The organism is Microbacterium sp. SYP-A9085, from assembly GCF_009649635.1.
GTDB lineage: Bacteria > Actinomycetota > Actinomycetes > Actinomycetales > Microbacteriaceae > Microbacterium.
On the sequence record NZ_WJII01000001.1, the window covers coordinates 521,315 to 547,900 of the forward strand.

18 protein-coding genes are annotated in these 26,586 nt (G+C 73.1%); 7 read left to right on the forward strand and 11 right to left on the reverse strand.

From position 1 onward, the window contains the following. Positions 1 to 2: 2 nt before the first annotated feature. The 5 genes from GH740_RS02520 (at position 3) to GH740_RS02540 (ending at position 7,262) form a co-directional block, all read left to right on the forward strand. The gene (locus GH740_RS02520; protein ID WP_367640384.1) at positions 3 to 974 is read left to right on the forward strand and encodes a hypothetical protein; all 972 of its coding nucleotides are present in this window, start codon (positions 3 to 5) and stop codon (positions 972 to 974) included. Next, the gene (locus tag GH740_RS02525; RefSeq protein ID WP_367640386.1) at positions 964 to 2,220 is read left to right on the forward strand and encodes a kynureninase; all 1,257 of its coding nucleotides are present in this window, start codon (positions 964 to 966) and stop codon (positions 2,218 to 2,220) included. The genes GH740_RS02520 and GH740_RS02525 overlap by 11 nt, the downstream gene beginning before the upstream one ends. 122 nt (positions 2,221 to 2,342) lie before the next feature. Continuing rightward, positions 2,343 to 3,803, forward strand: coding sequence for an MFS transporter (locus GH740_RS02530; protein ID WP_153744489.1), 1,461 nt, complete (start codon positions 2,343 to 2,345; stop codon positions 3,801 to 3,803). A gap of 79 nt (positions 3,804 to 3,882) precedes the next feature. After that, the gene (locus GH740_RS02535; RefSeq protein ID WP_367640389.1) at positions 3,883 to 5,655 is read left to right on the forward strand and encodes an aldehyde dehydrogenase family protein; all 1,773 of its coding nucleotides are present in this window, start codon (positions 3,883 to 3,885) and stop codon (positions 5,653 to 5,655) included. Then, entirely contained in the window at positions 5,652 to 7,262 is a 1,611-nt protein-coding gene (locus GH740_RS02540; protein WP_153744490.1) for a GMC family oxidoreductase, read from the forward strand. Before GH740_RS02535 ends, GH740_RS02540 begins: the two co-directional genes overlap by 4 nt. A gap of 17 nt (positions 7,263 to 7,279) precedes the next feature. Here the strand turns inward: GH740_RS02540 and pip are convergent, their stop codons facing one another. After that, positions 7,280 to 8,260, reverse strand: a complete 981-nt coding sequence (gene pip, locus GH740_RS02545; RefSeq protein ID WP_367640391.1) for a prolyl aminopeptidase — start codon at positions 8,258 to 8,260, stop codon at positions 7,280 to 7,282. After that, positions 8,257 to 9,123: a neutral zinc metallopeptidase gene (locus GH740_RS02550; RefSeq protein WP_153744491.1), complete on the reverse strand. Its 867-nt coding sequence runs from the start codon at positions 9,121 to 9,123 to the stop codon at positions 8,257 to 8,259. Before GH740_RS02550 ends, pip begins: the two co-directional genes overlap by 4 nt. 100 nt (positions 9,124 to 9,223) lie before the next feature. On the opposite strand from GH740_RS02550, the gene GH740_RS02555 reads away from it, so the two are divergent. Continuing rightward, a complete protein-coding gene (locus GH740_RS02555) occupies positions 9,224 to 9,649 on the forward strand; it encodes a recombinase family protein (RefSeq protein WP_153744492.1) in 426 nt (141 codons plus the stop codon). On the opposite strand, the gene GH740_RS02560 is transcribed toward GH740_RS02555, so the two are convergent. Genes GH740_RS02560 through GH740_RS02585 form a run of 6 tightly spaced genes read right to left on the reverse strand, consistent with a single transcriptional unit; the run spans position 9,646 to position 19,407 of the window. Further along, positions 9,646 to 10,323 carry an ABC transporter ATP-binding protein gene (locus tag GH740_RS02560; RefSeq protein WP_153744493.1) on the reverse strand — a complete coding sequence of 226 codons (678 nt, stop codon included), beginning with the start codon at positions 10,321 to 10,323 and terminating at the stop codon, positions 9,646 to 9,648. The two genes, GH740_RS02555 and GH740_RS02560, sit on opposite strands and share 4 nt — an antisense overlap. Further along, positions 10,320 to 11,216, reverse strand: a complete 897-nt coding sequence (locus GH740_RS02565) for an ABC transporter ATP-binding protein (protein ID WP_367640394.1) — start codon at positions 11,214 to 11,216, stop codon at positions 10,320 to 10,322. The genes GH740_RS02560 and GH740_RS02565 overlap by 4 nt, the downstream gene beginning before the upstream one ends. A 16-nt stretch (positions 11,217 to 11,232) precedes the next feature. Then, positions 11,233 to 13,944 (reverse strand): FtsX-like permease family protein, encoded by a 2,712-nt coding sequence (locus tag GH740_RS02570; RefSeq protein WP_153744494.1) that lies wholly within the window; start codon positions 13,942 to 13,944, stop codon positions 11,233 to 11,235. Further along, a complete protein-coding gene (locus GH740_RS02575; RefSeq protein ID WP_153744495.1) occupies positions 13,941 to 16,628 on the reverse strand; it encodes a hypothetical protein in 2,688 nt (895 codons plus the stop codon). The genes GH740_RS02570 and GH740_RS02575 overlap by 4 nt, the downstream gene beginning before the upstream one ends. A gap of 30 nt (positions 16,629 to 16,658) precedes the next feature. Then, positions 16,659 to 17,219 (reverse strand): DNA-3-methyladenine glycosylase I, encoded by a 561-nt coding sequence (locus GH740_RS02580; RefSeq protein WP_367640683.1) that lies wholly within the window; start codon positions 17,217 to 17,219, stop codon positions 16,659 to 16,661. Positions 17,220 to 17,244: 25 nt separating this feature from the next. Further along, the gene (locus tag GH740_RS02585) at positions 17,245 to 19,407 is read right to left on the reverse strand and encodes an acyl-CoA dehydrogenase (RefSeq protein WP_153744496.1); all 2,163 of its coding nucleotides are present in this window, start codon (positions 19,405 to 19,407) and stop codon (positions 17,245 to 17,247) included. A 154-nt stretch (positions 19,408 to 19,561) separates the two neighbouring features. On the opposite strand from GH740_RS02585, the gene GH740_RS02590 reads away from it, so the two are divergent. Then, positions 19,562 to 20,074 carry a GNAT family N-acetyltransferase gene (locus GH740_RS02590; RefSeq protein ID WP_153744497.1) on the forward strand — a complete coding sequence of 171 codons (513 nt, stop codon included), beginning with the start codon at positions 19,562 to 19,564 and terminating at the stop codon, positions 20,072 to 20,074. On the opposite strand, the gene GH740_RS02595 is transcribed toward GH740_RS02590, so the two are convergent. From GH740_RS02595 to GH740_RS02605, 3 genes are all read right to left on the reverse strand, one after another. Beyond that, complete coding sequence (locus tag GH740_RS02595; protein WP_153744498.1) at positions 20,058 to 21,740, reverse strand: formate--tetrahydrofolate ligase; 1,683 nt, start codon at positions 21,738 to 21,740, stop codon at positions 20,058 to 20,060. The two genes, GH740_RS02590 and GH740_RS02595, sit on opposite strands and share 17 nt — an antisense overlap. Before the next feature lie 93 nt (positions 21,741 to 21,833). Further along, positions 21,834 to 23,837 carry a DNA helicase RecQ gene (gene recQ / locus GH740_RS02600; protein WP_367640398.1) on the reverse strand — a complete coding sequence of 668 codons (2,004 nt, stop codon included), beginning with the start codon at positions 23,835 to 23,837 and terminating at the stop codon, positions 21,834 to 21,836. 70 nt (positions 23,838 to 23,907) lie between these two features. After that, the gene (locus GH740_RS02605; protein WP_367640400.1) at positions 23,908 to 26,526 is read right to left on the reverse strand and encodes a DEAD/DEAH box helicase; all 2,619 of its coding nucleotides are present in this window, start codon (positions 26,524 to 26,526) and stop codon (positions 23,908 to 23,910) included. Positions 26,527 to 26,586 lie beyond the last annotated feature (60 nt).

Genomic DNA, 26,586 nt, shown 5'->3' on the forward strand with positions numbered 1-26,586 from the left:
GGGTGACGCATCCCGACGTCGAGGCGCTGCAGCAGCTGCTCGGCCCCACCGCCCGGTTCTGCCGGCGAGCGCTCTCGAACGACGAGGGCATAGCGCTCGCGCCGTTCACGGACCACCACATCCACCTGCACCTGGTCGACGAGCACGCCCTGCCGCTGCACGGGATAGCGGCGGCGCTCGATCTCGGCGGCGACCCAGGCTACTTCGCACGGCGCCCGAAAGACGGTATGCCGCACGTGGCATATGCCGGTGCGTTCCTCACCGTGCCCGGCGGATATCCGTCGTTCCGCGCGTGGGCACCCGCGCAGATCGTGCACATCGTGACCTCCGCATCAGATGCGCCCGGCGTGCCCGGCGGGGCGCGCACGGCCGTCGACGAAATGGCGGATGCCGGCGCGGCAGTGATAAAGGTCGCGCTCAACAGCGACGACGGCCCCGTGTTCGACGCGGCGACCCTGGACGTCGTCGTCGCGTCCGCGCACGCGCGCAGCATCCCGGTGATAGCGCACGTGGAGGGCGAGGGGATGACGCAGCGCGCCGTGGACGCGGGCGTGGACGCGCTCGCGCACGCTCCGTTCACCCAGACCGTGGATGCCGCGCTCCTCGCCCGCGCCGTCGAGGCCGGCCAGCGGTGGATCTCCACACTCGCCGTGCACGAGGATCCGAGCGTGGCGATCACGAACGTCGCCGCGTTCGCGGCCGCCGGCGGCACCGTGCTGTACGGAACCGACCTCGGCAACGGCGACCGGCCGAGCGGCCTCGACCTCGCCGAGCTGCGCTGCCTGCACCGCGCGGGCCTGCGCGGACCGGCGCTGATCCAGACCCTCACCGACCCATGGCCTCGGCAGCGCCGCGACGAGGCCGTGTCCACGTTCGTGCCGGGCCCGCCGCCGGAGGCGGCCCGCGACATCCCGCACTGGCTGGCCGGTGCGCGGGTCGTCCCCACCGAGGAGCTTGTCACCCGTGAACCCTGAGACCGGCCTGAGCTTCCCGGATGCTCACGCCGAGGCATCCGCCCTCGACGCCGCCGACCCGCTGCGCGCCCATCGCGACGCGTTCGTCGGCAGCGAGGCGCCGCTCGTCTACTTCGACGGCAACTCGCTGGGCCGCCCGCTGCGCGAGAGCGTGGAGGGCCTCGCTGTTTTCGTGCGTGAGGAGTGGGGTGGACGCCTGATCCGCGGATGGGACGAGCAGTGGATGGCGCTGCCGTTCGCGCTCGGAGACCGGATCGGCGCGGCTGCGCTGGGCGCGGCCCCGGGCCAGACCGTCGTCGGCGACTCCACGACGGTGCTGCTGTACAAGCTCGTGCGCGCCGCGTTCGATGCGGCCCAGGCAGCCGACCCCGCCCGCGTGGAGATCGTCGTCGATCGCGACAACTTCCCCACCGACCGGTACCTCGTGGAGGGCATCGCCGCCGAGCGCGGCGGCGATGTGCGATGGATCGACGTGGACCTCGACGCCGGCGTCACCGCCGACGCGCTGAGCGCCGCGGTGGGCCCGCAGACGGCGCTGGTGCTGCTGAGCCACGTTGCATACCGTTCCGGGTATATGGCGGATGCGGCGGCCCTCACTGCGATCGCGCACGCGGCGGGAGCGCTCATCGTGTGGGACCTGTGCCACTCGGTCGGCGCGGTCGAGGTCCAGGCCGATCGGTGGGAATTCGACCTCGCCGTCGGGTGCACGTACAAGTACCTGAACGGCGGACCCGGCTCACCGGCGTTCGCATACGTTGCGACGCGACACCAGGAGACGCTGAGCCAGCCCATCCACGGATGGATGGGCGCAGCCGACGTGTTCGCGATGGGCCCGGAGTACACACCGGCGGTCGGCATGCGCCGGTTCCTGTCCGGGACACCGCCGATCACCGCGATGGTCGCGCTGCGCGACATGGTGGCCCGCGTCGAGGATGTCGGGATCGGGCCGATCCGGGAGAAGTCGGTGGCGCTCACGGAGTTCGCGATCCGTCTCGCCGACGCGTGGCTCGCGCCCCTCGGCGTCACCGTCGCGTCGCCGCGTGACCCTGCATTCCGCGGCGGCCACGTCACGCTCGCGCATCCGCGGATGCGCGAGGTCACCGCGGCACTGTGGGAGCAGGACGTCATCCCCGACTACCGCGACCCCGGCGGGCTGCGGATAGGCCTCTCACCGCTGTCGACGTCGTTCGCCGAAGTGGCGGACGGCACCGCGAAGGTCGCCGCCGCGCTGCGCGCGGTCGGCTGAGCCGGGCCCCTCGGCCGAGCCGAGGAGTTCGGCCCAAGCGAGGACCGAAATACCGGAGAATGTCCTCTCCTCGGCCATTCCCCTCGGCCCAGCCGAGGAGGGCCGGGCAATACACTGGCGCGATGAGCAACGACGCTCCCGACGCGGCACCCGAGACCGCCGCCGCACCCGGGACACCGGCACCCGGGACACCGGCACCCGACACACGGGCACCCCGGACCGCCGCACCCGCCGTGCGGCTTCCCGCCGGCGTCGTCACCCGCTATGCGATCGGCTCGATCGGCACGGGTGGGTTCGCGACCCTGCCCGGCCTGGTGCTCACGTACTACCTGACGGATTCGCTCGGCGTCGCCGCTCTCGTCGCCGGCATCGTGATCACCGCGGCGAAGATCTGGGATGTCGTGATCGACCCGGTGGTCGGCGCCCTCAGCGACCGCGAGCTCGCCCGCCGCGGCTCGCGCCGGCGCCTCATGCTCGTCGGCGCGGGCACCATCTGGCTGTTCTTCGCGCTGACGTTCTCCGCGCCCGCCTCTTTCGGCCCGGTGGTGGGTGCCGGCTGGGTGCTGCTCGCGTTCCTGCTGACCGCGACATCCTTCAGCCTGTTCCAGGTGCCGTACATAGCGCTGCCCGCCGAGCTCACGCCGGGCTACGACGAAAGGACCCGGCTCCTCACCTGGCGCGTGGTCGTGCTGACGCTCGCGATCCTGCTGTTCGGCGCGGGCGGGCCGATCCTGCGCGACAGCACCGGCGATCCCGCCACCGGGTACCTGCTGATGGGAGTGGTCTCCGGGGTCGTGCTGACGGTCGGGATGCTGGTGGCCACGACGGTCGCCGGGCGCGCAGCGCGCGCCGCGGCACCATCCCGTGCCGCGAGCCCGGCGCTGCCCGGCGGGATCCGTGCGCACTACGCGGCGGCGATAGCGACGCTGCGCCGCAGCGCCCCGTTCCGGGCGCTGCTGCTCACGTATCTGCTGCAGGCGCTGGCGACCGGGCTCATGCTGGCGGGAGCGCAGTACGTGGCGACGTGGGTGCTGCACTCGCAGGCCGCCGTGACGCTGCTGTTCGTCGCGCTGATAGCCCCGGCGTTCCTCGCCGCGCCGCTGTGGGGAGCGGTCTCCGCGCGCACCGGCAAGGAGCGGGCTTTTGCCGCGGCCGGCATCCTGTTCGGCGTGGCCGCGCTGGCCCTGCTCGGCCTGCAGTGGGCGCCCGGAGCGTGGGCATACATCCCGGTCGCCGTCGCCGGCGTCGCGTACGCGGGGATGCAGTCGCTGCCGATGGCGATGCTGCCCGACGTGATCTCGCACGACGAGCGGACGCACGGGCCGGGCCGCGCCGGCGCGTTCAGCGGCGTGTGGACCGCCGGTGAGACCGTCGGCTTTGCGCTGGGCGCGGCCGTGCTGTCGCTCACGCTCGCGGTGACCGGGTACGTCTCGTCCACCGCCGCCGTGACCGTCGTGCAGCCGGATGCCGCGGTCACCGGCATCGTGGTCGCGTTCAGCGCGCTGCCGGCGGCGCTGATAGCGCTGAGCCTCGTGTCGCTGCGCCGCTACCGGCTGCGGCGATCGGATATCGACGTCGGCTGAGGAATCCGGTCGCACGCGCCGTGGGACCCGGTGCCACACGTAGACTGACGCCGAGAACAGCGGCCCGAAGGAGAGCGTCGTGTCGACAGCCGCGAACAGCACCTCGTCACCCGCGAAGAAGACGGCGCGGACACGCCCCCCGCGCCTCCCCGCCGCCGTCCGCGCCGATCTCGACGCCGCCATCGACGCCGTCGGCACCGGCTCACGCACGTGGTCCCACCTCACGCTCGACCAGCGCGCACGGCTGTTCGAGCGGATCCGGGCGGCCGTCGTCGCGTGCGCCGAGGAGTGGGCGCTGACCGCGGCGCGGTCCAAGGGCATGGACGAGACGCATCCGCTGCTCGGCGAGGAGTGGCTGTCCGGCCCGTACGCCGTGCTGGCCGCCGTCGACGGCTACCTGCGGAGCCTGCGCGCCCTCGCCAAGGGTGCAAGTCCGCTGGAGGGTCTGCGGATGGATGCCGCACCCGGCGGGCGGCTGCGGGCGCACGTGTTCCCGGCGGCGGCCATGGACCGGCTGCTGCTGTCCGGCTACACCGGCGAGGTCTGGTTCGCGCCGGGGACGACGGCCCCGCAGGCGCGCGCCGACGCGGGTCTCGGCCAGCGGCATCCCGCCGACGAGGCGGCGGCGGGGCTCGTACTCGGCGCCGGCAACGTCACGTCGATCCCGGTGCTCGACGTGTTCTACGAGCTGCTCGCGCACAACCGCGTGAGCGTGCTCAAGGTGAACCCAACCCAGGATCCGCTGATCCCCGTGCTCGAGCGCGCGCTGGCGCCGCTCGTCGAACCGGGCTTCCTGCGGATCGTCCGGGGCGCCGGCGACGTCGGCGCGTATCTCGCCGCGCACCCCGCCATCACGCATGTGCACATCACCGGATCGGTCACGACGTTCGACGCCATTGTGTGGGGCACGGGCGCCGAGGCCGCGCGGCGACGCGCCGCCGGGGATCCGAAGCTCACGGTGCCGATCACCGCGGAACTGGGCGGGGTGTCGCCGATCATCGTGGTGCCCGGCGTGTGGACCCGCGCGGACCTGCGGTACCACGCCGCGCACATATCGACGATGCGGCTGAACAACAGCGGTCATAACTGCATCGCCGGGCAGGTCGTGATCCTCAGCCGCGACTGGCCGCAGCGGGACGCGTTCTTGCGGGCGCTGCGCGCGGCGTACGCGGCGGCCCCGCAGCGCCCGGTCTGGTACCCGCACAGTGACAGCCGGCTCGCCGCGGCGGCGCAGGCCCATCCGGGGGCGACCTGGTCGGCGGGCGGCACTCGGGCGCTCGTCGAGACGGCGCCGGGCGGGGATGCCGCGGCCCTGGAGCAGACGGAGTACTTCGCGCCGGTGCTCGGCGTCGTGGAGTTGGGCGGCACCGGTCAGGAGTTCCTGGATGCCGCTGTCGCGCACGCGAACGACCGACTCGCCGGCACGCTCGGCGCGAACGTGCTGATCGACCCGGATACCGAGCGGGCGCTCGGCGACGGTGTGGAACGCGCGATCGCCGACCTGCGGTACGGCGGAATAGCCGTCAACGCGTGGACGGGTGTCGTGTTCGCGACGCCGATCCTGACGTGGGGCGCGTACCCGGGCGGCACGCTCGCGGATGCGTCCAGCGGCATCGGCGTGGTGCACAACACGCTGCTCCTGGACCACGTTGAACGGTCCGTCATGCGCGGGCCGTTCCGGCCGTTCCCGCGGTCGCTGGGCGCACGCAACAGGTTCTCGGTGCTGCCGAAGCCACCGTGGTTCGTCGACGCGCGCACTGGCACGGCCGTCGCCGAAGGACTCACGCGCTGGCACATGCACCACCGGGTGGCCGCCCTCGCCGCGACCCTGGCCACGGCGATGCGCGCATGAACCTCGACGCCGACTACATCGTCGTCGGCGCCGGCTCCGCGGGGGCGGCGCTCGCGGCGCGGCTCAGCGAGGACCCCTCCGTTCAGGTGCTGCTGCTGGAGGCCGGCGGCCCCGACCGCGCACTCGAGCTGCACGTTCCGGCGGCGTTCTCCCGGCTCTTCCGCGGGCCGTACGACTGGAACTACGACACCGTGCCGCAGGCGGCGCTGGAGAATCGCACCGTGTACTGGCCGCGCGGCAAGACGCTCGGCGGATCGTCGTCGCTGAACGCCATGATGTGGGTGCGGGGCTTCGCGGCGGACTACGACGCGTGGGCTGAGGCCGCCGACGAGCGCTGGTCGTGGGATGCGCTCATCCCGTACTTCCGGCGCGTGGAGAAGACGCAGGATGCCGCGGATGCCAGCCAGGGCGTCGACGGCGCGCAGTCCGTCGAGCATCAGCGGGACCCGCGACCGCACACGGCCGCGTTCCTTCAGGCCGCGCGCGAGGCCGGGTATCCGGTCACGGCGCCGAACCTGCCGGCCGGACAGGGCTTCTCGCAGGCGATGGTGACGCACCGCCGCGGGGCCCGCGCCTCCACCGCCGACGCGTACCTACGGCCGGCGCGCGGCCGGCGCAACCTGCGGGTACTCACCCGCGCCCTGGTGCGGCGCGTGACGTTCGCGGATGCCGGGACCGCGCCGCCGCGCGCGACCGGTGTGTACGTGGAGATCGACGGCATCACCCGGCAGGCCGTCGCGCGGCGCGAGGTGATCCTGTGCGGCGGCACCGTGAACACGCCGCAGCTGCTGCTGCACAGCGGAATCGGCCCCGCCGCGCACCTGGCCGAGCACGGCATCCCGCTCGTTAGGGACGCCCCGGAGGTCGGCGCGAACCTGCAGGATCACCTCGTCGCCGGGCTCGCCCCGGCCGCACGCGGCGGCACGCTGTACACCGCACAGGCCCGCTCGCAGCTGGTGCGGTACCTGGCGGCGCGACGCGGGATGCTGACGTCCAACGTCGCGGAGGCGTACGGCTTCGTGCGCACCGACGTCGCCGACCGCGTCGGCGCGCCGGACGGACTGCCCGACATCGAGATCATCTTCGCGCCGGCGCCGTACGTCGGCGAGGGGCTCGTGCCGCTGCCGGGCGAAGGGCTCACGGTCGGCGCGATCCTGCTGCAGCCGCGCAGCCGCGGTACGGTGCGGATCGCATCGGCCGATCCCGCCGACAAGCCCGTCATCGATCCCGCCTATCTCAGCGACCCGGTCGACGCGGACACCCTGCGCGCGGGGCTCGCCGTATGTGAGCGCCTCCTCGACACGACGGCGCTGCGGGCTCTGACCACCGGCGGCTGGGTGCAGCCGGAGGGCGGCGAGCGGATGACGGCGGACGAGCGGGCGGAGCTGTCGCTGCGCCGCTATTCGCACACGCTGTACCACCCGGTGGGCACGGCGCGAATGGGCCGGGATGCGGCATCCGTCGTCGATCCTTCGCTGCGCGTGCGCGGCGTGACCGGCCTGCGGGTGGCCGACGCGTCGGTGATGCCGGGGATCATCCGCGGGCACACGAACGCGCCCGCGATCCTGATCGGCGAGGTGGCGGCGGACCTCATCGCGCAGCGCTGAGGGACGGCCGGCTCAGCTCACAGCGCCGCGAACCGGTCCGTGGCCGCCCGCAGCGCACGGGCGATGCCCGGCTCGCTGACGGAGTGACCGGCGTCGGGCACCATGACGAACTCGGCCTCCGGCCACGCGCGGTGCAGGTCCCACGCGGTCATCGCGGGGGTGCACACGTCGTATCGGCCCTGCACTATCACGGCCGGGATGTCGCGCAGCGCGGCGATGTCCTGGATCAGCTGACCCTCCCGGAGCCACCCGCCGTGCAGGAAGAAGTGGTTCTCGATGCGTGCGAACGCGACGGCGTGCTCCGGCTCGGTCGCCTCGGCCACCCGGTCGGGGTCCGGCAGCAGGGTCAGCGTGGAAGCCTCCCAGCGGCTCCAGGCCACGGCGGCCGGGAGGTGCACGGCGGGGTCCGGGTCGCTGAGCCGGCGGTGGTAGGCCTCGATCATGCGGGTCCGTTCCAGCACCGGGATCGGCGCGACGAAGTCCTCCCACAGGTCGGGGAACAGAGCCGCCGCGCCGCCCTCGTAGAACCATTCCAGTTCGTGGCGGCGCAGCGTGAACACGCCGCGCAGCACGAGCTGGGTCACCGCGGCGGGATACGCCTGCGCGTACGCGAGCGCCAGGGTGCTGCCCCACGACCCGCCGAAGACCTGCCACGCGTCGATCCCGAGGTTCTTGCGCAGCAGTTCGAGGTCGGCCACCAGATGCCACGTGGTGTTGTGGCGGAGGTCGGCGTCCGGCACTGATGCGTGCGGGGTCGACCGGCCGCAGCCGCGCTGGTCCAGCAGCACTATCCGGTAGACCGCCGGGTCGAAGAACCGGCGGTGCCAATCGGCGCTGCCGCTGCCGGGCCCGCCGTGCAGAAACACGACCGGCTTTCCGTCGGGGTTGCCCGACTGCTCCCAGTACACACGGTTGCCGTCGCCGACCAGCAGCATCCCGCTGTCATACGGGTCGAGGGGCGGGTAGAGGATGTCCTCCAGGAGGGCGGGTCCGCTCACAGCTCGCCCGCCCGGGCCGCGAACGTGTCGCAGGCCTCGACGCCGCCCTGGTACCCGGTCGTGAACCAGCGCTCGCGCTGTGCGCTTGAGCCGTGCGTCCAGGTCTCGGGGGAGACCGCGGCGCCCGCCTGCCGCTGGATGTGGTCGTCGCCGACGGCCGCCGCGGCGCTGAGCGCCTGCCGGATCTGATCCGGTGTCGGCTCCTTCAGGTAGTGCACGCCCTGCGCGTCGGTCTGCTCGGCGGCATCCGCGACCCAGGCACCGGCGAAGCAGTCCGCCTGCAGCTCGGTGCGCACCCCGTTGCTGGTCGGCCCGGTGCCGTTCGCGGGATGCTGCTGCATGATGCCGGTGATGTTCTGGATGTGGTGCCCGTACTCGTGTGCGAGCACGTACATCTGGGCGAGCGGGCCGCCGCTGCCGCCGTACTGCTGCTGCAGGATGTCGAAGAACGAGGGGTCGATGTACACCGTCTCGTCGGTCGGGCAGTAGAACGGGCCGGTGGCGTTGGACGCGGTTCCGCACGGCGTGGCCGCAGACCCGCCGACGATCGTGAGCCCGGGGCCCTGGTAGCCGCTGACGACACTCGACCAGAAGTCGTCGAGGACCACCGAGGTCGCCGACAGCCGGCACGTGTCGTCGCGGTTCGCGTCGGCGCCGGTCTGACAGCCCTCGACGGCGCTGCCGTCGGACGGCTGCGCGGTTCCGCCGCCCAGCAGCGAGGAGAGGTCCCCGCCGGTCAGCAGGTTGAACAGCAGCACGGCCAGAACGCCGAGCCCGGCGACCCCGCCGCCGGCCGCGGCGATCCGTGGTCCGCGGCGGCGAGCCTTGCTCTCCCCGACGTTCGCATTCTCATTGAACGTCATGGGGATACGTTAGCGTGCACACGCCCCTGCGGAGGAATGCCGCTTTCGGCATATAGCGCCGGATCCGTCGGCGAGGGAGCGGACGGGCCACAATAGAGGGATGAACGAGACCGGTTCGCTCCCGCTGCCGCACGCGGCCTCCGCCTGCCCGGAGTGCTTCGTCGAGCTGCAGCGCGACCGCGACTGGTGGCAGGCGCGGCCGGCCGGCTCACGTCTGGTCGGGCTCGTCGTCGCGCGGGAGGACATGCCGTCGATCATCCAGCAGCGCGAGGACCTGACCCGGTTCGGCGTCCCGATCGAGGGGTTCCGGCATCCCGCACCGGAGACGCTGGAGTCGTGGGAGGAGCGGCTTGTCCGCCTGTTCGGGACGCTGCGCCGCGGAGATGTGCTCGTGGTCGCCAGCATCCACGCGCTCGGACGCGACATCGACGAGGAGACCCGCACAGTGGCGGCGCTGCATCGCCGCGGCGTGGTCGTGAAGGTGCTCAGCCATGAGGGGCGGCACCTTTTCGACACCGGGCGCTAATTCTCCGGTGCCGTCTGCGCGAGGCGACCGTCGTGGAGTTCGAGGACGCGGTCGGCGCGTGCCAGCATTGCGGGGTCGTGCGTCGCCACCACCGCCGCCGTGCCCTGATCATGGACGAGCCGGGCGATCAGCTCCATGATCTGCGCGCCGGTCTCGGAGTCCAGCTGTCCGGTCGGCTCGTCCGCCAGCAGCACCGCCGGCGCGGCCACCAGGGCGCGGGCGATCGCCACCCGCTGCTGCTGTCCACCGGAGAGCTCGGCCGGTCGCTGGCGGATATGATCGGCCAGACCCACGGCGTCCAGAGCCGCCGCGACACGTCGCTCCCGCTCCGACGCCGGCACGCGCCGGATCCGCAGCGGCACCTCCACGTTCTCTGCCGCGGACAGGATCGGCACCAGCCCGAACCCCTGGAAGACCGACGCCACGCGCACGCCGAGCGATGCCTGCCCGTCGCGGCCGTACAGGTCCGTCCCGTCGATGTGCACGGTGCCGGCGGTGGGGGCGTCCAGTCCGCCGAGCATCGTGAGCAGCGTGGTCTTGCCGGCCCCCGACCGGCCGCGGACCGCGACGAGCTCGCCGGCGGCGACGGCGAGGTCGACTCCGCGGACGGCGGCCACCTCTCCCGCGGGCGTCCGATAGGTGCGGACCAGTCCGACGGCCTCGAGCACGGTCATGACGCGTCCTCCTCGGATGCAGCCGATCCGGGCCGCACCTCGATCCGGTCGGCGCGCAGCGACAGCCGCACCCGATCGCGCAGCTCGAGCGCGTCGACGTACTCGGTCGGCAGCTGCATCCGTCCCGCACGGTCCAGCACCGCATATTCGGCGGCGGTGCGGACCTGGCGGCCCGCCTCGTCGGTCCGCGTCGTGCGCAGCGTCTCGGTGGCGGTGCGTCCGTCGCGGATGCGCACCGTTCGATCGACGTGCTCGGCGACCGCGGGATCGTGGGTGACGACGAGCGTCGTCACGGCGTGCTCCCGGTTCACCGCCTCCATCGCGGCCAGCACTTCCGCGCCGGTGACCTCGTCGAGCTCACCGGTGGGCTCATCGGCCAACAGCACCCGGGGCGCGTTGGCGAGAGCGACCGCGATCGCGACCCGCTGCTTCTGCCCACCGGACAGCTGCGCGGGGCGCCGGTCCGCGACCTCCGCGACGCCGAGCAGGTCCAGCAGGTCGCGGGCCCGCGCCGCGCGGCGGCGACGCTCGATCACCCCGGCCACCGCGAACACCATGCCGATGTTCTCGCGGGCGGTCAGGTACGGCAGGAGGTTCCGGCCGGACTGCTGCCACACGAAGCCGACGCACCGGCGCCGGTATTCGAGCCGCTCGCGGCCGCGCATCGCCACGACGTCGTGCCCGGCCACGCGTGCGCGGCCGGCGCTGGGCGTGTCCGACCCGGACAGGATGTTCAGCAGAGTCGACTTGCCGGATCCGGACGCGCCGACCAGCGCCACCATCTCGCCCCGCTGCACGCTCAGATCGAGTCCCTGCAGGGCCTGCACCTCCACCCCCTGCGCGGTATAGATGCGCACCAGCGCCTCACATGCTATTTCCGGCGCGTCAGCCACGGTGTCCTCCTCCGGATCACGTCTCGCCCTCCTCGTCGATACGTCGCAACGCCATCGCCGCCGTCACCCGCGCCGCCACCGCGGCGGCTGCAGCGACCGCGGCGACGGCGACGAGCAGGAAGCCGCCGCCGACGGCCCACGGCATCCACGCCGGCACCAGGATCGCCGGCTGCGCGCTGCCGCCCACGAACCGGGTCAGGTCTACCCCGGACAGCAGCAGCGGCGACAGCGCCCAGCCGGCGACCATGCCCACCGGCAGGGCCAGCAGCAGCGCGGGCCCCACCTCCCAGGCGGCGAGCGGCAGTCCGCGGCGGCGCGGATAGCCCAGAGCGGCGAGCAGCCCGAGGACACGCCCGCGCTCGGGCGCCCCCCGCAGCAGCGTCATGGATGCCGACAGGACCAGCAGTACCACGACCGCGGCCAGAGCCGCCCACAGCGACAGCCGCACCGTCTGCAGGGCCGGATCGTCGGCGATGTCGGCGGCCACCTGCGCCGGGACGACCGCGGCAGCACCGGCGCCGACGGCTGCGGTCGCGGCGGATGCCACCGCGACGGCATCCGCGTCGGACTCCAGCGCCACCAGCAGGGTGTGCACGGTCGCCGTGGGACCGATGAGCCGCGGGGCATTCACCCGGTCGACGACGATCCAGCGGGAGGTGGACGCGAACGCGAGCGAAGCCGCCGTGCCGAGCACGTGCACGCCGGTGCCGTGGATCTCGAGGCTACCGTCGCCGACCGACCGGGCCACGGCCTCCGACGCCACGGCCGGCACGTCCTCGCCGTCGGTGCCGCGGACGCCGCCGGGCAGCCGGAGCGCACCCGGTATGCCGTGCTGCACGGCCGCGAACTCAGCCGGGTCGACCGCAAGGACGGTCACCGTCATCCACTGCGCGGTGCCGCGCGCAGGAACCTGTACGTCGGCGTAGACCGGGGCGACGGTGCGCACGCCCGGGATGGCGCGGACGGCGGCGATCGCCTCCGCTCCCACCTGCGAAGCGGTCACGCGCAGGTCGGCGCCGGTCCGGCTCTGAGCGGTGGACTGGATGCCGGCGGCCACGGTCGCCGATGCGACGCCAGCGAACAGAGCGGTGGCCAGGCACACGAGCGATGCGAGGACCGGGATGACCGGGAGGGTGCGGCCGCGCGCGGCGTGGGCGGGGCCCAGCACGGCCATCACGCCGCGGTCGCGCAGCATGAGCCGTCCCACCCCCCGGATCGCGGGCGGGACCAGACGGAGGACCAGGATGCATCCGACCGCGAAGACCGCGACGGGGGCGGCCAGCAGCACGGGTGCGGCGTCCGCCCGGGGGTCGGACCGGGCGACGGCGGCGACGAGGATCGCACCGGCCCCCAGAGCGATCCCACCCTCGATGAACAGACGTCGGCGGCGGACGGGGCCGTCGCCGACACCGAGGTCGATCCGGGCGATGCGCGCGGCCGCCGACACACCGGCGAACATCGCCGCCAGGGCGGGGGCGACCGCCGCGAGGGCGGGCACCGCGAGAGAGACCGGGCCGGCCCACCCGGTCGTGACGGCCGCCGCGAACGCTCCGGCGCCCGCACCGATCATCCCGAGGATCAGGCCCTCGCCCGACAGCAGTGCCCTCAGGCGGCCGACCGACGCGCCACGAGCTCGGGCCAGGCGCACGATGCCGCGCCGACGGAAGGTCAGCATCCGTCCCGTCATGGCGATCGCCGCGATGGCGACGGTCAGCGGGCCGATCGCGACGAGCGCGACGAGCGCACCCATCGCATCGCCGCGTGCGGCTCCCGCCTCGAGCAGCTGCGGCGCCGAGCTGCGGAAGCTGAGGGCCTGCGTGAACCAGCTCGCGGCGCGGACATCGAACGACAGCGGCGTGGCGGCGAACCCGCGCAGCTGCGCGGCCAGCGCCGCCGCCTCGGGCCCGTCGATGCGATCGGTGCGAAGCGGCATCCACGTCGTCGTCCCGGCGTCGCTCACCCACGGGCCCAGCCCCGGCAGCAGCTGCGGCGCGGCGTACGCCATCGCCAAGTGGATGGGGTTGCCCAGACCGGTCTGCTCGATGTCGGGGTACAGCCCGGTGCGCTGATGCCGCCAGGCCGCATCCGCGGCATCCCGCGCCTCGTAGATCCCGGACAGCACGACGGTCATCGGGTCGGACGGATAGCGCACTGTCCGGCGCTCCCCGACCGGCCAGGCCAGCACATCGGCCGCCTCCCGTGACAGCGCTATCTGCACGACCCGCGCGCCGTCGCCGACCGGCCGCGGGAGGGCGCCGTCGACGATGTGGATGCGCGACGCGTACAGCGGGTCGAGGGTGATCTCGATCCTGTTGGCGGGTCGCGGGGATCCGTCCTCCGGGCTGGCGGCGGTCCCGTCGAGGGTGATGTACACCTGCGGGTCGCCGAGCACACCGTGCAGCGGCTGCGGCAGCCGGTCGTGGACGCGCCGCAGCTGCGACACGGTGCCTCCCCACGTGTCGGCGAGGTGGCCGAGCCCGGCGTCGGCGGAGCCGCCCCCCGCGGTCGGCAGTCCCCGCACCTTCGCGGTGGGGTCGAGCACGTCGGCCCGCAGTCCGCTGAGCGCTCGGTGCACGGTGGCCGTGCGAGCGTCGTCGAGAACAGCGGGGAGCGCTGCCCCTGCAAACGACACGAGGGCGACGAGCACGGCCACGACCGTCGACGCGACCGGCGCCGTGGCCGCGGCACGCAGGACGACGCGGATGCCACCGGCCCGTCGCGCGCTCACGACACGCCTCCGACCGCTGCGGCGGCCGTCAGCGCCGGCCCCAGCCACACCGCGACCGCGAGTCCCGCGGCGACGCCGCAGACCACGGCGAACGCACCGGCACCGCCCAGCTCGAGGACCGCGGTGACGCGCATCCGCGCGGCGGTGAAGCCGAACGCTCGCAGCGGCACAGCCTCATCGCGGCGGGCGCCGACCACGCCCACGGTGACGGCCGCGAACGCCACCAGCGCCAGCACGGCGACGACGCCGGCGCCTGCGGCCGCCAGCCCCAACACCGGTCCGATGACGGCGGCGGTCCCGACCGCGTCGGCGGTGAGCACGCGCACCGGCTGCTCGGCGACGGCGCGCAGCACTGCCGCCGCTACGGGGATGTCCGTCGTGTCGGCCCACAGCTCGCCCGCGGCGGGGACCGATCCGCCGGCCTGAAGCGCCCGGGCCACGAGGACGTCGAGGTCCACGGCTACGCCGGGAACCGTGCCGATGCCGGGGAGCCAGTCGCGCACGGCGACCACGCGTCCGGCGAGCGGCTGGGCGAGGGTGCCCAAGCCCACCGAGACCGACGCGCCCGGCGTGAGCGCGAGCCGCTCGGCGAGGGAGCGCGTGACGACGACCGGCGCCTCTTCGGTAAGGCCCGTGACGGTCAGCCCGCGTGCACGGCCGGACGGAGGGTCGACCGTCAGCGAGAGCGGCGTGGAGATGCCGCGGACGGCGACCTGCACGCCGACGGTTCCCGGTGCGGACGCCGCGGACACCTCGACGGCGGCGAGCGAGAGCCCCGCCGGCACGTCGGCGCGCAGGCGGTGCGGCTTCCCGTCGACCCGGGCGACGCCGACCTCCTGCGTGCGAGCGGCACCGTCCCGGTCGACGAGCCACGCCGATACCGTGAGCATCCCGCCCGGCCAGCCGCCGGCTTGAGCCATCGCAGCGGCCACCGTCAGGTCCACGGCCCCGTCCAGTGCGAGCGGTAGCGCCGGGCCGAGCTCGCTGGCGGACACGTCCGCCCCGGCGCCCAGCCGAGGCGCCGCGAGCCCGACCAGCGTCGCGGGTACGTCCCCCGCCGTCGCCGGCGAGACGAAAGCCGCAGCGGCGTGGATGCCGGGCACCGCCGCCGCCGAGACGGCGGGATGCCCTGCGTCGACGATCGGCGAGCGATCGTACACGGCGCGCACGTCGGCGCCGACGGCGTGGCGGACATCCGCCTCGACGATCGCCGCGGTGCGCGCGGTCGCCGACAGTGCGAACGCGAGACCGCCGGCGGCCAGGCTCAGACTGAGCACACCCGCGACGACGACGGCCGACTGCCGTGCGACGCGGCGCAGTGCCAGCGTCGGGGAGAGGGAGCGGCCGCGGCTGACCGCCCTCTCGGTGATCATGGCACAGGGCCCCGCCAGCAGCGCGGAGGCCAGCGCCGCGGCGATGAGCGTCAGCGCGGGGGCCGCCGCGGCGGCGGCATCCGCCTGCGCGTCGCGCAGGAGTCCGGAGGTGAGCAGCTGCGCCACGGCGACGACGGCGAGCACGACGGTCAGGGCGAGAGCACCCGCGATACCGGCGAGAGCGCGGCGGCCGACATCGCCGCGGGGCCGGGGCGTGGCCAGCGATCCGGCCGCCATGACGGTGGTGACGAGCACGGCCGCCACGACGGCTACGATCCCGGGGATGCCGAGCGCCGCGCCCAGATCCGCTCCGACGGCGAGCGCAGCGCCCGAGGCGGACACCGCGGCGGCCAACACGACGGCGCCGGCGATCCCCGCCGTCTCGGTGACGACGGCGGTGCGGGAGACACCGCGCGCTCGCAGGACGAGGATGTCGCCGGCGCGCCGGCGTCCCCCCGCATGGCCCAGCACGCCGAGGGCCAGCAGACCGACGGCGACCACCAGTGCCAGCGGCACGCCCAGCATGCCTCGCGCGACGGCGGCGGCCGACGCGGCGCGCGTGAGGGTGGCATCCCACCCGCCGGTGATCCGGCCGCCGAGTCCCTCGATGTCGTCGAGCGCCGCCTGCAATCGGACGATGCCGGCGCGGTACCCGGAGATATCGGCGGCGGTCACCCGGTCGGCGGCGCTGACCGTCCACCGAGCGCGGGCGCCGGTCCGGGTGACGAGCGACTCCTCGGCGACGAACGGGCCCACCGCGCCACCCTGTCGTCCGGAGGCGACGGCGGGGACCCCCGCCCAAGCTGTGGCCGCGGCATCCGTCGCCTGCCATACGCCGGTGACGACCACCCGCGTGCCGCCGACGGTCAGGGCATCGCCGACGGCGATACCCGACCGCGCGGCGGCGGGCGCGGCGACGGCGATCTCGGCGTCATCGCTCGGCCAGGCGCCGGCGAGCAGTACGGCGTGATCGGCGATGCCGTCGTCGGTCAGGAGCAGGACCGAGCCGATCACGGTGTCCGCGGTGGCCGTGGCCTGCAGCGTGCGCACGACGGTGACGGCGGTGCCACGGAAGGAGCGGGCCACCGCCGTGTCGACCGCTCGCCGCGCGTGGGAATCCGCGGGGGCGTCCACGACGATGCTGCGATCGGCGGGGTCGGCGTGGGCGACGAGCCGGGCGGTCCCGTCGTCGACGAACCGTTCGGCCAGGACCGCACTGACCGCGAGCGTGCCGCCGAGCATCGCCGTCACCGCGAGGAGCGCCACGAGCTGGCCCGCGCATCGCGCGGCCCGTCGGGTGGCGAACAGCATGCAGATCCTTCCGTGGCCCGCGCGCGGGCGCTAGTGCGCGCGCCAGCACCCTTCCACGTGGTCGTCGACCATTCCCGATGACTGCATGAGCGCGTAGAGGGTCGTCGGGCCGACGAAGCGGAAACCGCGACGGCGCAGCGCGGCGCTCATCGCCGTGGATTCGGGAGTGACCGCGGGGATGTCGGCGAAGCCGGACGGACGAGGCCTGCCCGGCGGCGGCGCGAACGACCACATCAGGGCGTCCAGTTCGCCGTCGTCCATCTCTGTCACGAGGCGTGCGTTGCCGATCGTGGCCTCGATCTTCGCGCGATTGCGGATGATCCCGGCATCCGTCATCAGGCGCTCCACATCGTCGTGCCCGAATGCGGCGACGACGGCCGGGTCGAACCCCGCGAACACCTCGCGGAACCGGGGGCGCTTGCGCAGGATGGTGATCCACGACAGCCCGGCCTGGAACCCCTCGAGGGCGAGCTTCTCGTACAGCGCGCGGTCGCCGTGCAGCGGCGTGCCCCACTCCTCGTCGTGGTAGCGGGCGTACTCGGCGTCGCCGGCCGCCCACCGGCAGCGGGCGCGGCGGTCCGCACCGGTCACGACATCAGCGCTGCGCGTCACCCGGTCAGACTATCCGGCCGCGCGGCGCGGCATCCCGCACCGGCTCCTTCTGCCGCTTGCGAAGCGCCTTCTCGCTGATCGGCGCGGCGCCCGCGGCTTCCAGCGCGGCGTAGTGGGCGCGCGCCTCGTCCTGCCGCTGCTGCTCGGCGCCCGATGCTATCGGCGCGCGGACGTGCTCCGGGGCGAAGCCGAAAGCGTCGACGAGATCCTGAGCGTGCGGGCGCAGCCGCGCGCAGAGCCGGTCGATGTACCGGGTGACGGATGCCGCCCGCTGGGCGGAGAGCCGCCCGCCGATGAGATACCACGCGAGATGCTTCTCGATCAGCCACAGCCCGAACAGGTCGCGTTGCCAGGTGAGGACCTGCCGGGTGTCGGCATCCTCGATCCCGGCGACGGCCTCGGCGAACGCCTCCCACTGCAGCAGCTCGCCGTGCGCGCGGGCGGCCTCGATGAGCTCGCTCTGGTGCTCGTTGAAAAGGGCGGCGGCCTCGGCCGGCGACAGCGTCGACGCCGGGCGCAGGGCGATCCCCAGATCCGTCACCATCTGCTCGACACGTCCGGCCAGCAGTTCATGCTGCTGCTCGGCGCGCAGCCCCAGCTCGACCGATCGGGCGGTGGAGCCGAAGTCCGCGACGGCCTGGCCGAGCTGGCGCAGCCCCGCACCGTGGAAGATCCTGCCGGCGGTCTGGCCCACCGCGTACCGGGCCAGGGCCGCGGCATCCTTGCGCGTGAACCGGGCGGCGAAATCGCTCAGCAGGCGCTTGCCGACCAGCTGCAGCAGCACGTTGTTATCGCCCTCGAACGTGGCGTACACGTCGAGGTCGTGGTGCAGACCGACGAGGCGGTTCTCGGCCATGAAGCCGGCGCCACCGCACGCCTCGCGGCATTCCTGGATGGTGTCCAGCGCGTTCCAGGTGGCCAGCGGCTTGAGCGCGGCGGCGAGCGTCTCCAGGTCCTCGCGCTCATCGGGGGTGTCCTTCGCGCCGCTGAAGACGCCGTCGAATCGGCGCAGCAGCTGGTCGTGCGAGAAGAACTGCGCGTACGTCTGCGCGAGCCGCGGCAGCAGCCGCCGCTGGTGCTTGCCGTAGTCGAGGAGCACGACCTCGTCGGTGCCGGTCCCGGAGTCGAACTGGCGGCGCTGGTTCGCGTATGTCACGGCGATGTACTCGGCGAGCGCGGCCCCGGTCGTGGCGGCCCCGTCGAGTGACACGCGTCCCTGGACGAGGGCGCCGAGCATCGTGAAGAAGCGGCGGCCGGGGCTCGGGATGTCGCTGGAGTACGTGCCGTCGGCGGCGACGTCGCCGTAGCGGTTGAGGAGGTTCTCGCGCGGGATGCGGACGTTCGCGAACGCTATCCGCCCGTTGTCGATGCCGTTCAGGCCCCCCTTGACGCCGTCGTCCTCCGTGGTGACGCCCGGCAGGTCGCGTCCGTTTTCGTCGCGGATCGGCACGAAGAAGCAGTGCACACCGTAGGTCACCCCGCCGGTGATCAGCTGCGCGAACACCGTGGCGGCGCGCCCGTGCAGTGCGGCGTTGCCGAGGAACTCCTTCGTGGCCGCGCGGAACGGGGTGTGGATGACGAACTCGGAGGTCGCGGGGTCGTACGTGGCGGTCGTGCCGATCGCCGCGACATCCGACCCGTGCCCGATCTCCGTCATCGCGAAAGCGCCGGGCAGTTCCAGCGTCCGCACCGCGTCCAGCCACTTGTCGTGGTGCGGCTTCGTCCCCAGCTGCTGGATGGCCGAGCCGAACAGTCCCCACTGCACCCCGGCCTTGATCTGCATGCTGGGATCGGCGAGCACGAGCTCTTCGAACGAGGCCAGGTTCGCGCCGTTGTCGTTGTGCCCCCCGTACTCCTTCGGGAACGCCCGCCCGGAGGCACCGGACTCCACGAACCGCCGCAGCTGCCCGTACACGCGCGCGCGGTGCTCCGCCATCGGCTGGCCGGGGATCTGCCAGAACGCCTCGTCCTTGATCATCTCGCGCGCGGCGCGGCGCGCATCCGCCCAGGTGCCCAGGAGCAGGTCGGTCACCGCGGCGACGTCGATGCGCGGCTCGGCCGCGTCGGTGCGTCGGGCCTCCTCGACGGTGCGCGGCGCCGTGGGCGCGCCGCCGGCGGGGGTGTGTCTGTGCGTGGAGGGCTTCTTCGTGCGGACGACGTCGACCATGGCTCACCTTTCCGGGGAATCTCCTCGACCGTAGGACTCCTCCAACGGCGAGGGAAACCGATTGGGCATGTTCGACAATATCGGGCGCGGGGGCGGCCCACCGTCATTGTGCGCAGTCCACACCGATGTCGGCGGCTCGGGCGAGAATCGGACAATGCGCGTGACACTCGAGGCTTGGGCCGAGACGGACCTGCCGCTGCTCGAGCGCGCCAACACACCCGCGATGACCCGGTATCTCGGCGGACCGGAGACCGCCCAGCAGCTGGTGGAGCGCAATCAGCGATACCTGCGGCTGCGAGCGGCAGGGGAAGCCGAGATGTTCCGCGTCGAGGTGGACGGCGAGCCCGCCGGCGGCATCGGCTTCTGGCAGGTCGACCACGAGGGGACGCCGGCGTACGAGACGGGGTGGAACACGCTGCCGGAGTTCCAGGGCCGCGGCGTCGCCCGCGAGGCGCTGCGGATGCTGATCGAGCGGGTCGTCGCGCGCGGCGACCGTGACCTGCTGGTCGCGTATCCGGGCGTCGACAACCCCGCCTCGAACGCGCTGTGCCGGGGTGCGGGTTTCACGCACGTCGGGTCCGGCACCGAGCCGTGGCGCGGCGGCGAGCTCACGTACAACGTGTGGGTGCTGCGGGTGCGGCATCCCACTCTCAGAAGAGTCCGGTGATCCGCCCGTCGTCGTCGACATCGATGGATGCCGCCGCCGGCCGCGCCGGCAGCCCCGGCATCGTCATCATGCTGCCGCAGATCATCACCACGAAGCGCGCACCGGCGGCCAGCCGCACCTCGCGCACGTTGACGGTGTGACCGTCGGGCGCGCCGAGCGCGGAGGGGTCCGTGGAGAACGAGTACTGCGTCTTCGCCACGCACACCGGCAGGTCGCCGTAGCCGTCGTCCTGCAGGCGCTGGATCTGCGCGCGCACCGCGGCGTCGGCGGTCACGCCCGCCGCCCCGTAGATGCGCGTGGCGATCGCCGTCATCTTGTCCCACAGGCTCGCGTCGGACGGGTACGTGTAGGTGGGCTCGCCGGGATCCGGATGCTGCGCGCATACCGCTATCACCTTCCGGGCCAGATCCTCGGCGCCGGCGCCGCCGTCGGCGAAGTGGGTCGCCACCGACACGCTCACGCCGAGCCGCTCACACGCCGCGATCAGCGCCGCGATCTCGGCATCGCCGTCCTCCGCGCGGTGGTTGACGGCGACGACCGCGGGAAGGCCGAGGACGTCGCGGACGATGTGCAGATGCCGTTCCAGGTTCACGAGGCCGCGCTCCACCGCCGCGACGTCCTCGCGCGGCAGATCCGCGACATCCACCCCGCCCTGGTATTTCAGCGACCGCACCGTTGCCACCACGACCGCGAGCGACGGGCGCAGCCCGGTGGAGCGGCACAGGATGTCGACGAACTTCTCGCCGCCGAGGTCCGCGCCGAACCCGGCCTCGGTGATCACGTAGTCGGCGAGCCGGAGCGCCGAGCTCGTGGCCAGGTACGAGTTGCAGCCGTGCGCGATGTTCGCGAACGGCCCGCCGTGGACGAACGCGGGCGTGTGCTCGATGGTCTGCACGAGGTTGGGGGCCAGCGCGTCGCGCAGCAGCGCGGCCATCGCGCCATGCGCGTTCAGGTCGCGGGCGCGGACCGGCGCGCGGTCCCGCGTCTGCGCGACGACGATCTCGCCGAGGCGGCGCTTGAGGTCGTCGATGCCGGTGGCCAGGCAGAAGATCGCCATCACCTCGCTGGCCACGACGATGTCGAAGCCGGTCTGGCGCGGGTACCCGTTGCCCGTGCCGCCCAGCCCGACCACGATGTCGCGCAGAGCGCGGTCGTTGACGTCGAGCGCACGCCGCCATGTAATGCGGCGGACGTCGATGCCCAGCGCGTTGCCGTGGTGGATGTGGTTGTCGATCAGGGCGGCGAGCAGGTTCGCGGCGGCGGCGATAGCGGCGAAGTCGCCGGTGAAGTGCAGGTTGATGTCCTCCATCGGCACGACCTGGGCGTACCCGCCGCCGCACGCGCCGCCCTTCATGCCGAACACAGGCCCCTGTGCCGGTTCGCGCAGGCAGATCATCGCCTTCTCGCCGAGGCGGGTCAGCGCGTCGCCGAGGCCGACGACCGTCGTGCTCTTGCCTTCGCCGGCCGGTGTCGGCGAGGTGCCTGTCATCAGGATCAGCCGTCCCTGAGGCCGGTCGGCGATCTCGTGCAGGTACGGCAGAGCTATCTTCGCCTTCGTCGTGCCGTAAGGGACCACGGCATCCTCGGGAATGCCCAGCCTCGCCGCTATCTGTCCGATCGGGTCAAGCTGCGCGGCTTGCGCGATCTCGATGTTGCTCAGGCCCATCGTCGAACCCCCTCGTCCGGTGGCGGCCGTCGTCGGCCTGGGCCTCAGCCTAGGGAGTGGGTGCGTCCGGCGGGAGGCCCCGCGCGCGCCGTGTCAGGAGTGCGCGGCGATCACGCCGATCACGGCTTCGCCGTACGCCTCGCGCTTCTTCGCGCCGATACCGGTGATGCCGTCCAGCTCCTCGAGCGATCCGGGGCGGTGCTCCGCGAGCGCGCGCAGCGTCGCATCCCCGAACACTATGTAGGCGGGCACGCCCTGTTCCCTGGCCTGCTCGCCGCGCCAGCTGCGCAGCGCCTCGAACAGGTCGCGATCGGCCGGATCCACGGCGTCGGATGCCGCCGCCTTGCGCACGCGCGACGACGACCCCCCGCGGCCCAGCACGTCGCGGCGCAGCGGCACGTCGGTCTCGCCGCGCAGCACACCGGCCGAGGCCTCGCTCAGCGCGAGCGTCCCGTATTCGCCCTTCGCGACCAGGAGCCCGCGCGCCAGCAGCTGCCGTACCACGCTGCGCCAGTCCTGATCCGAGAGATCGGCGCCCAGGCCGTACGTCGCCAGCCGCTCGTGGCCGAACCGGACGATCCGCTCCGTGGACGCGCCGCGCAGGATGTCGATGAGGTGCCCCGCGCCGTACGCCTGCCCGCGCTCGCGCTGCAGCCGCACGATGGTGGACAGCAGCTTCTGCGCCGGCACGAGGCCGTCCCACGTCTGTGGCGCCTGCAGGCACGTGTCGCAGTTCCCGCACGGGCCGGATGTCTCGCCGAAGTACTCGAGGAGGTTCTGGCGGCGGCATCCCACCGTCTCGCACAGCGCCAGCATCGCATCCAGATGCTGCCCCAGCCGCATCTTGTAGGTCCGGTCGCCGGGCGAGGAATCGATGAACCGGCGCTGCTGCACGACATCGCCGAGGCCGTACGCCATCCACGCCACCGCCGGCTCGCCGTCGCGGCCGGCGCGACCGGTCTCCTGGTAGTAGCCCTCGACGGATTTCGGCAGGTCGATGTGCGCGACGAAGCGCACGTCGGGCTTGTCGATGCCCATGCCGAACGCGATCGTCGCGACCATGACCACGCCGTCCTCACGCAGGAACCGGGACTGGTGCCGTGCGCGCGTCGCGGCATCCAGCCCGGCGTGGTACTCGAGCGCATCGATGCCCTGGCCGCGCAGGTACTCCGCCGTCTGCTCGACGCTCTTGCGGCTGAGCGCGTAGATGATCCCGGCCGCTCCGGCGGGCATCGTGTGGATGAACTGCAGGAGCTGCCGCCGTGGGTCGACCTTGGGCTCGATCCGGTACTGGATGTTGGGCCGGTCGAAGCTCGCCACGAAGTGCGCGGCGTCCGGCAGCCGCAGCCGCTGGGTCAGCTCGCGGTGCGTCGCACGGGTCGCCGTCGCCGTCAGCGCCATCCGCGGGACACCGGGGAACCGCTCGGCGAGGTCGCCCAGCGCGAGATAGTCGGGACGGAAGTCATGGCCCCACTGCGACACGCAGTGCGCCTCGTCGACCGCGATGACGCTGAGGGTGCCGCGCTGCAGCAGCGCCGTGGTCTGCGACAGGTTGAGCCGCTCGGGCGCGACGTAGAGCAGATCGAGCTCGCCGTCCAGGTACGCCTGCTCGACGGCCGCGCGTTCGGGAGGCGTCTGGGTCGAATTGAGGTACGCCGCGTGCACGCCGTTGGCGAGCAGCGCCTCCACCTGGTCGTGCATCAGCGCGATCAGCGGGCTCACGACCAGGCCCGTTCCGGGCCGCACGAGCGCCGGCACCTGATACGTGACGGACTTGCCGCCGCCGGTCGGCATCAGCACGACCGCGTCCCCGCCGGCCACGACCTGTGCGATGATCGCCGCCTGGTCGCCGCGGAACGCGTCGTACCCGTACACCTCGTGCAGTACCGCGAGCGGGTCGGTGCCGGCGAAGTCGCGGCGCGGACCGGCCGTGGATGCCGCGGTGGCGGATGCGGCGGCCGCTCGCGCTCGCTCAGGGACGTGGATGTCGGGCGGCGGCATCCACCCGTCGTCCTCGGGCGGAGTCTCGTCGTCGGGCGGTACGGCCGCATCGTCCCAGACGATGTCTGCGTAGGGGTCGCCGGCGGGGATGCTCACCCCCTCCACGTTAGCCGCGGGCGCGGACACCGGTCCCCTCCCGCGCCCCCGTCGTGCGACGCCGCGGCGGTCACAGCCGGACCACCTCGGTGACCCGGACGACCGCCGCCCCCACCTCCGCCGACTCGTCGAGGTCGACAACGGCGCGGATGCGCCAGTCGTGGTTCCCGGCTGGGTCGTCGATCGTCTGCTCCACTCGCCACACGGTGGGCTCCTCCTCGATGGCGCACAGCCGCGGCGAGCGCGCGCGGCCGTCGACGCCGACAGCGTCGTGCTCGGCGAAGTACGCGTCTAGCGCGTCCGGCCACCCGGCATCCGGATCCAGCTCGACGAGGTCGTCGTCGCGCTGCAGCGCCGCCAGCTGCACGCGCCGGAACAGCTCATTGCGCACCAGCACCGTGAACGCGCGATGGTTCGCGACCACCGACGGCGGCGCCGGCGGCACGATCGGCTCGTCGGACGCGGCGGTCGGATGCACGAGCTGCTCCCACTCGTCGACAAGGCTCGAGTCCACCTGCCGCACGAGCTCGCCGAGCCACTCGATCACGTCCAGCAGCTCGCTGGTCCGGGCCTCCAGCGGCACTGTCTGCCGGATAGCGCGGTACGCGTCGGACAGGTACCGCAGCACGAGGCCCTCGCTGCGGGCGAGCCGATAGAACGACACGAATTCGGCGAACGACATGGCCCGCTCGAACATGTCGCGCACGACGGATTTCGGTGCGAGCGCGAAGTCGCGCACCCACGGCTGGCTCGACGCGAACACCTCGTACGACTGCCGCAGGAGCTCGTCGAGGGGCTTCGGATACGTCACGTCCTCCAGCGCGTCCATGCGCTGGTCGTAGTCCAGGCCCTCGGCCTTCATCGCGGCCATGGCCTCGCCGCGGGCCGCGAACTCCTGCTGCGACAGGATCGCCCGCGGATCGTCCAGCGTCGCCTCGATCACGCTCACCACGTCGAGTGCGTAGTGTCCGGTGCCGGCGGCGCCGGGTGCGTCATCCGGATCCAGCAGCGCTATCGCGGCCAGCGCGAACGGGGACAGCGGCTGGTTCAGCGCGAAGTTCGGCTGCAGGTCGACGGTGAGCCGGATGGCGGCGCGGTCGCCCGCGCGAGCGACGCCCTCCGCTCCCGCGAGACGAGGGGATTCCGTCGAGGGGAGGGCATCCCCTCCGGTTTCGCCCTCCTCCGGGTGGAAAGCCCTCGCCTCGGCGGAACCGCCGGACGGGCCGACCTCGACGATTCCGGCGTCGCGCAGCGTGCGGAAGATCGCCAGCGCGCGTCGCGCGAGCGCGAGCTGCTGCGCACGCGTCTGATGGTTGTCGAACACGAGCGAGCGCACGTGGCCGAACACATCGCCGCCGCGGGCTATCACGTTGATCAGCATCGCCGCGGTCAGCGGCAGCTGCGGGACGAGCGCTTCGGGCGTGGCATCCACGAGCCGCTCGAACGAGCCCTTCCCCCAGTTCACGGTCCCGGTCGGCGCCTTCTTGCGCACGATCTTCTTGCGCTTGGCGGGGTTGTCGGCGGCCTTCGCGAGCGCCGCCGCGTTCTCGATCTCCCACTCCGGCGCCATCACCACGACGTTCCCGTACGGGTCATACCCGGCGCGTCCGGCCCGCCCCGCGACCTGGTGGAACTCACGGGCCGACAGCTGCCGCATCCGGGTGCCGTCGAACTTCGCGAGCTCGGTGACCACGACCGTGCGGATCGGGACGTTGATGCCGACGCCGAGCGTGTCGGTGCCGCAGATGACGCGCAGCAGGCCACGCTGCGCGAGCGTCTCCACGAGCCGGCGGTACCGCGGCAGCATCCCGGCGTGATGGATGCCGATGCCGGCGCGGACGAGCCGCGACAGCGTCTTGCCGAACCCGGTCGAGAAGCGGAACTCGCCGAGCGCCTCCGCGATGGCATCACGCTGCTTCCGCGACGCGATCTTCATGCTCGACAGCGCCTGCGCCCGCTCCACGGCGGCCGCCTGCGAGAAGTGCACGATGTACACGGGCACCTCGCGGTCGGCCAGCAGCAGCTCGAGCACCTCGTGCACCGGCCGGATCTCGTATGAGAAGTGCAGCGGCACCGGCCGCTCGACCCCGGTGACCTGCGCGGTCGGCCGCCCGGTGCGGCGGGACAGGTCCGCGGCGATCGCGGACACGTCGCCGAGCGTGGCCGACATCAGCAGGAACTGGGCCCGCGGCAGCAGCAGCAGCGGCACCTGCCACGCCCAGCCCCGGTCGGGGTCGCCGTAGAAGTGGAACTCGTCCATCACGACCTGGTCCACCGGGGCGTCCGCGCCCTGGCGCAGCGCCATGTTCGCGAGGATCTCGGCCGTGCAGCACACGATGGGCGCATCCGCGTTCACCGACGAGTCCCCGGTGACCATGCCGACGCTGGGCGCCCCGAAGATCTCGACGAGCGCGAAGAACTTCTCGCTGACGAGCGCCTTGATCGGCGCGGTATAGAACGTGCGCCTCCCGGATGCCACGGCCGCCGCGTGCGCGGCGACGGCCACGAGCGACTTGCCGGTGCCGGTCGGGGTGGACAGGATCACGTTCGCCCCCGAGACGAGCTCGATCACGGCCTCATCCTGCGCGGGATACAGCGTCAGTCCCCGTTCGGCCGCCCACCGCACGAACCCGTCGTACACGCCGTCGGCGTCGGCACCCGCGAGGCGTTCGAGAAGAGAGGGGTCCACCCCTCGAGTCTGCCCCACCCGGTCCGGCCCACCGCGCGGGGCCGGACGTCGTCTCGCGGA

Excerpts from the sequence above, each read along its gene's own strand:
- GH740_RS02530 (WP_153744489.1), top strand. The coding sequence starts at position 2,343 with ATGAGCAACGACGCTCCCGACGCGGCACCCGAGACCGCCGCCGCACCC.
- GH740_RS02540 (WP_153744490.1), top strand. The coding sequence starts at position 5,652 with ATGAACCTCGACGCCGACTACATCGTCGTCGGCGCCGGCTCCGCGGGG.
- GH740_RS02550 (WP_153744491.1), bottom strand. The coding sequence starts at position 9,123 with ATGACGTTCAATGAGAATGCGAACGTCGGGGAGAGCAAGGCTCGCCGC.
- GH740_RS02555 (WP_153744492.1), top strand. The coding sequence starts at position 9,224 with ATGAACGAGACCGGTTCGCTCCCGCTGCCGCACGCGGCCTCCGCCTGC.
- GH740_RS02560 (WP_153744493.1), bottom strand. The coding sequence starts at position 10,323 with ATGACCGTGCTCGAGGCCGTCGGACTGGTCCGCACCTATCGGACGCCC.
- GH740_RS02575 (WP_153744495.1), bottom strand. The coding sequence starts at position 16,628 with ATGCTGTTCGCCACCCGACGGGCCGCGCGATGCGCGGGCCAGCTCGTG.
- GH740_RS02585 (WP_153744496.1), bottom strand. The coding sequence starts at position 19,407 with ATGGTCGACGTCGTCCGCACGAAGAAGCCCTCCACGCACAGACACACC.
- GH740_RS02590 (WP_153744497.1), top strand. The coding sequence starts at position 19,562 with ATGCGCGTGACACTCGAGGCTTGGGCCGAGACGGACCTGCCGCTGCTC.
- GH740_RS02595 (WP_153744498.1), bottom strand. The coding sequence starts at position 21,740 with ATGGGCCTGAGCAACATCGAGATCGCGCAAGCCGCGCAGCTTGACCCG.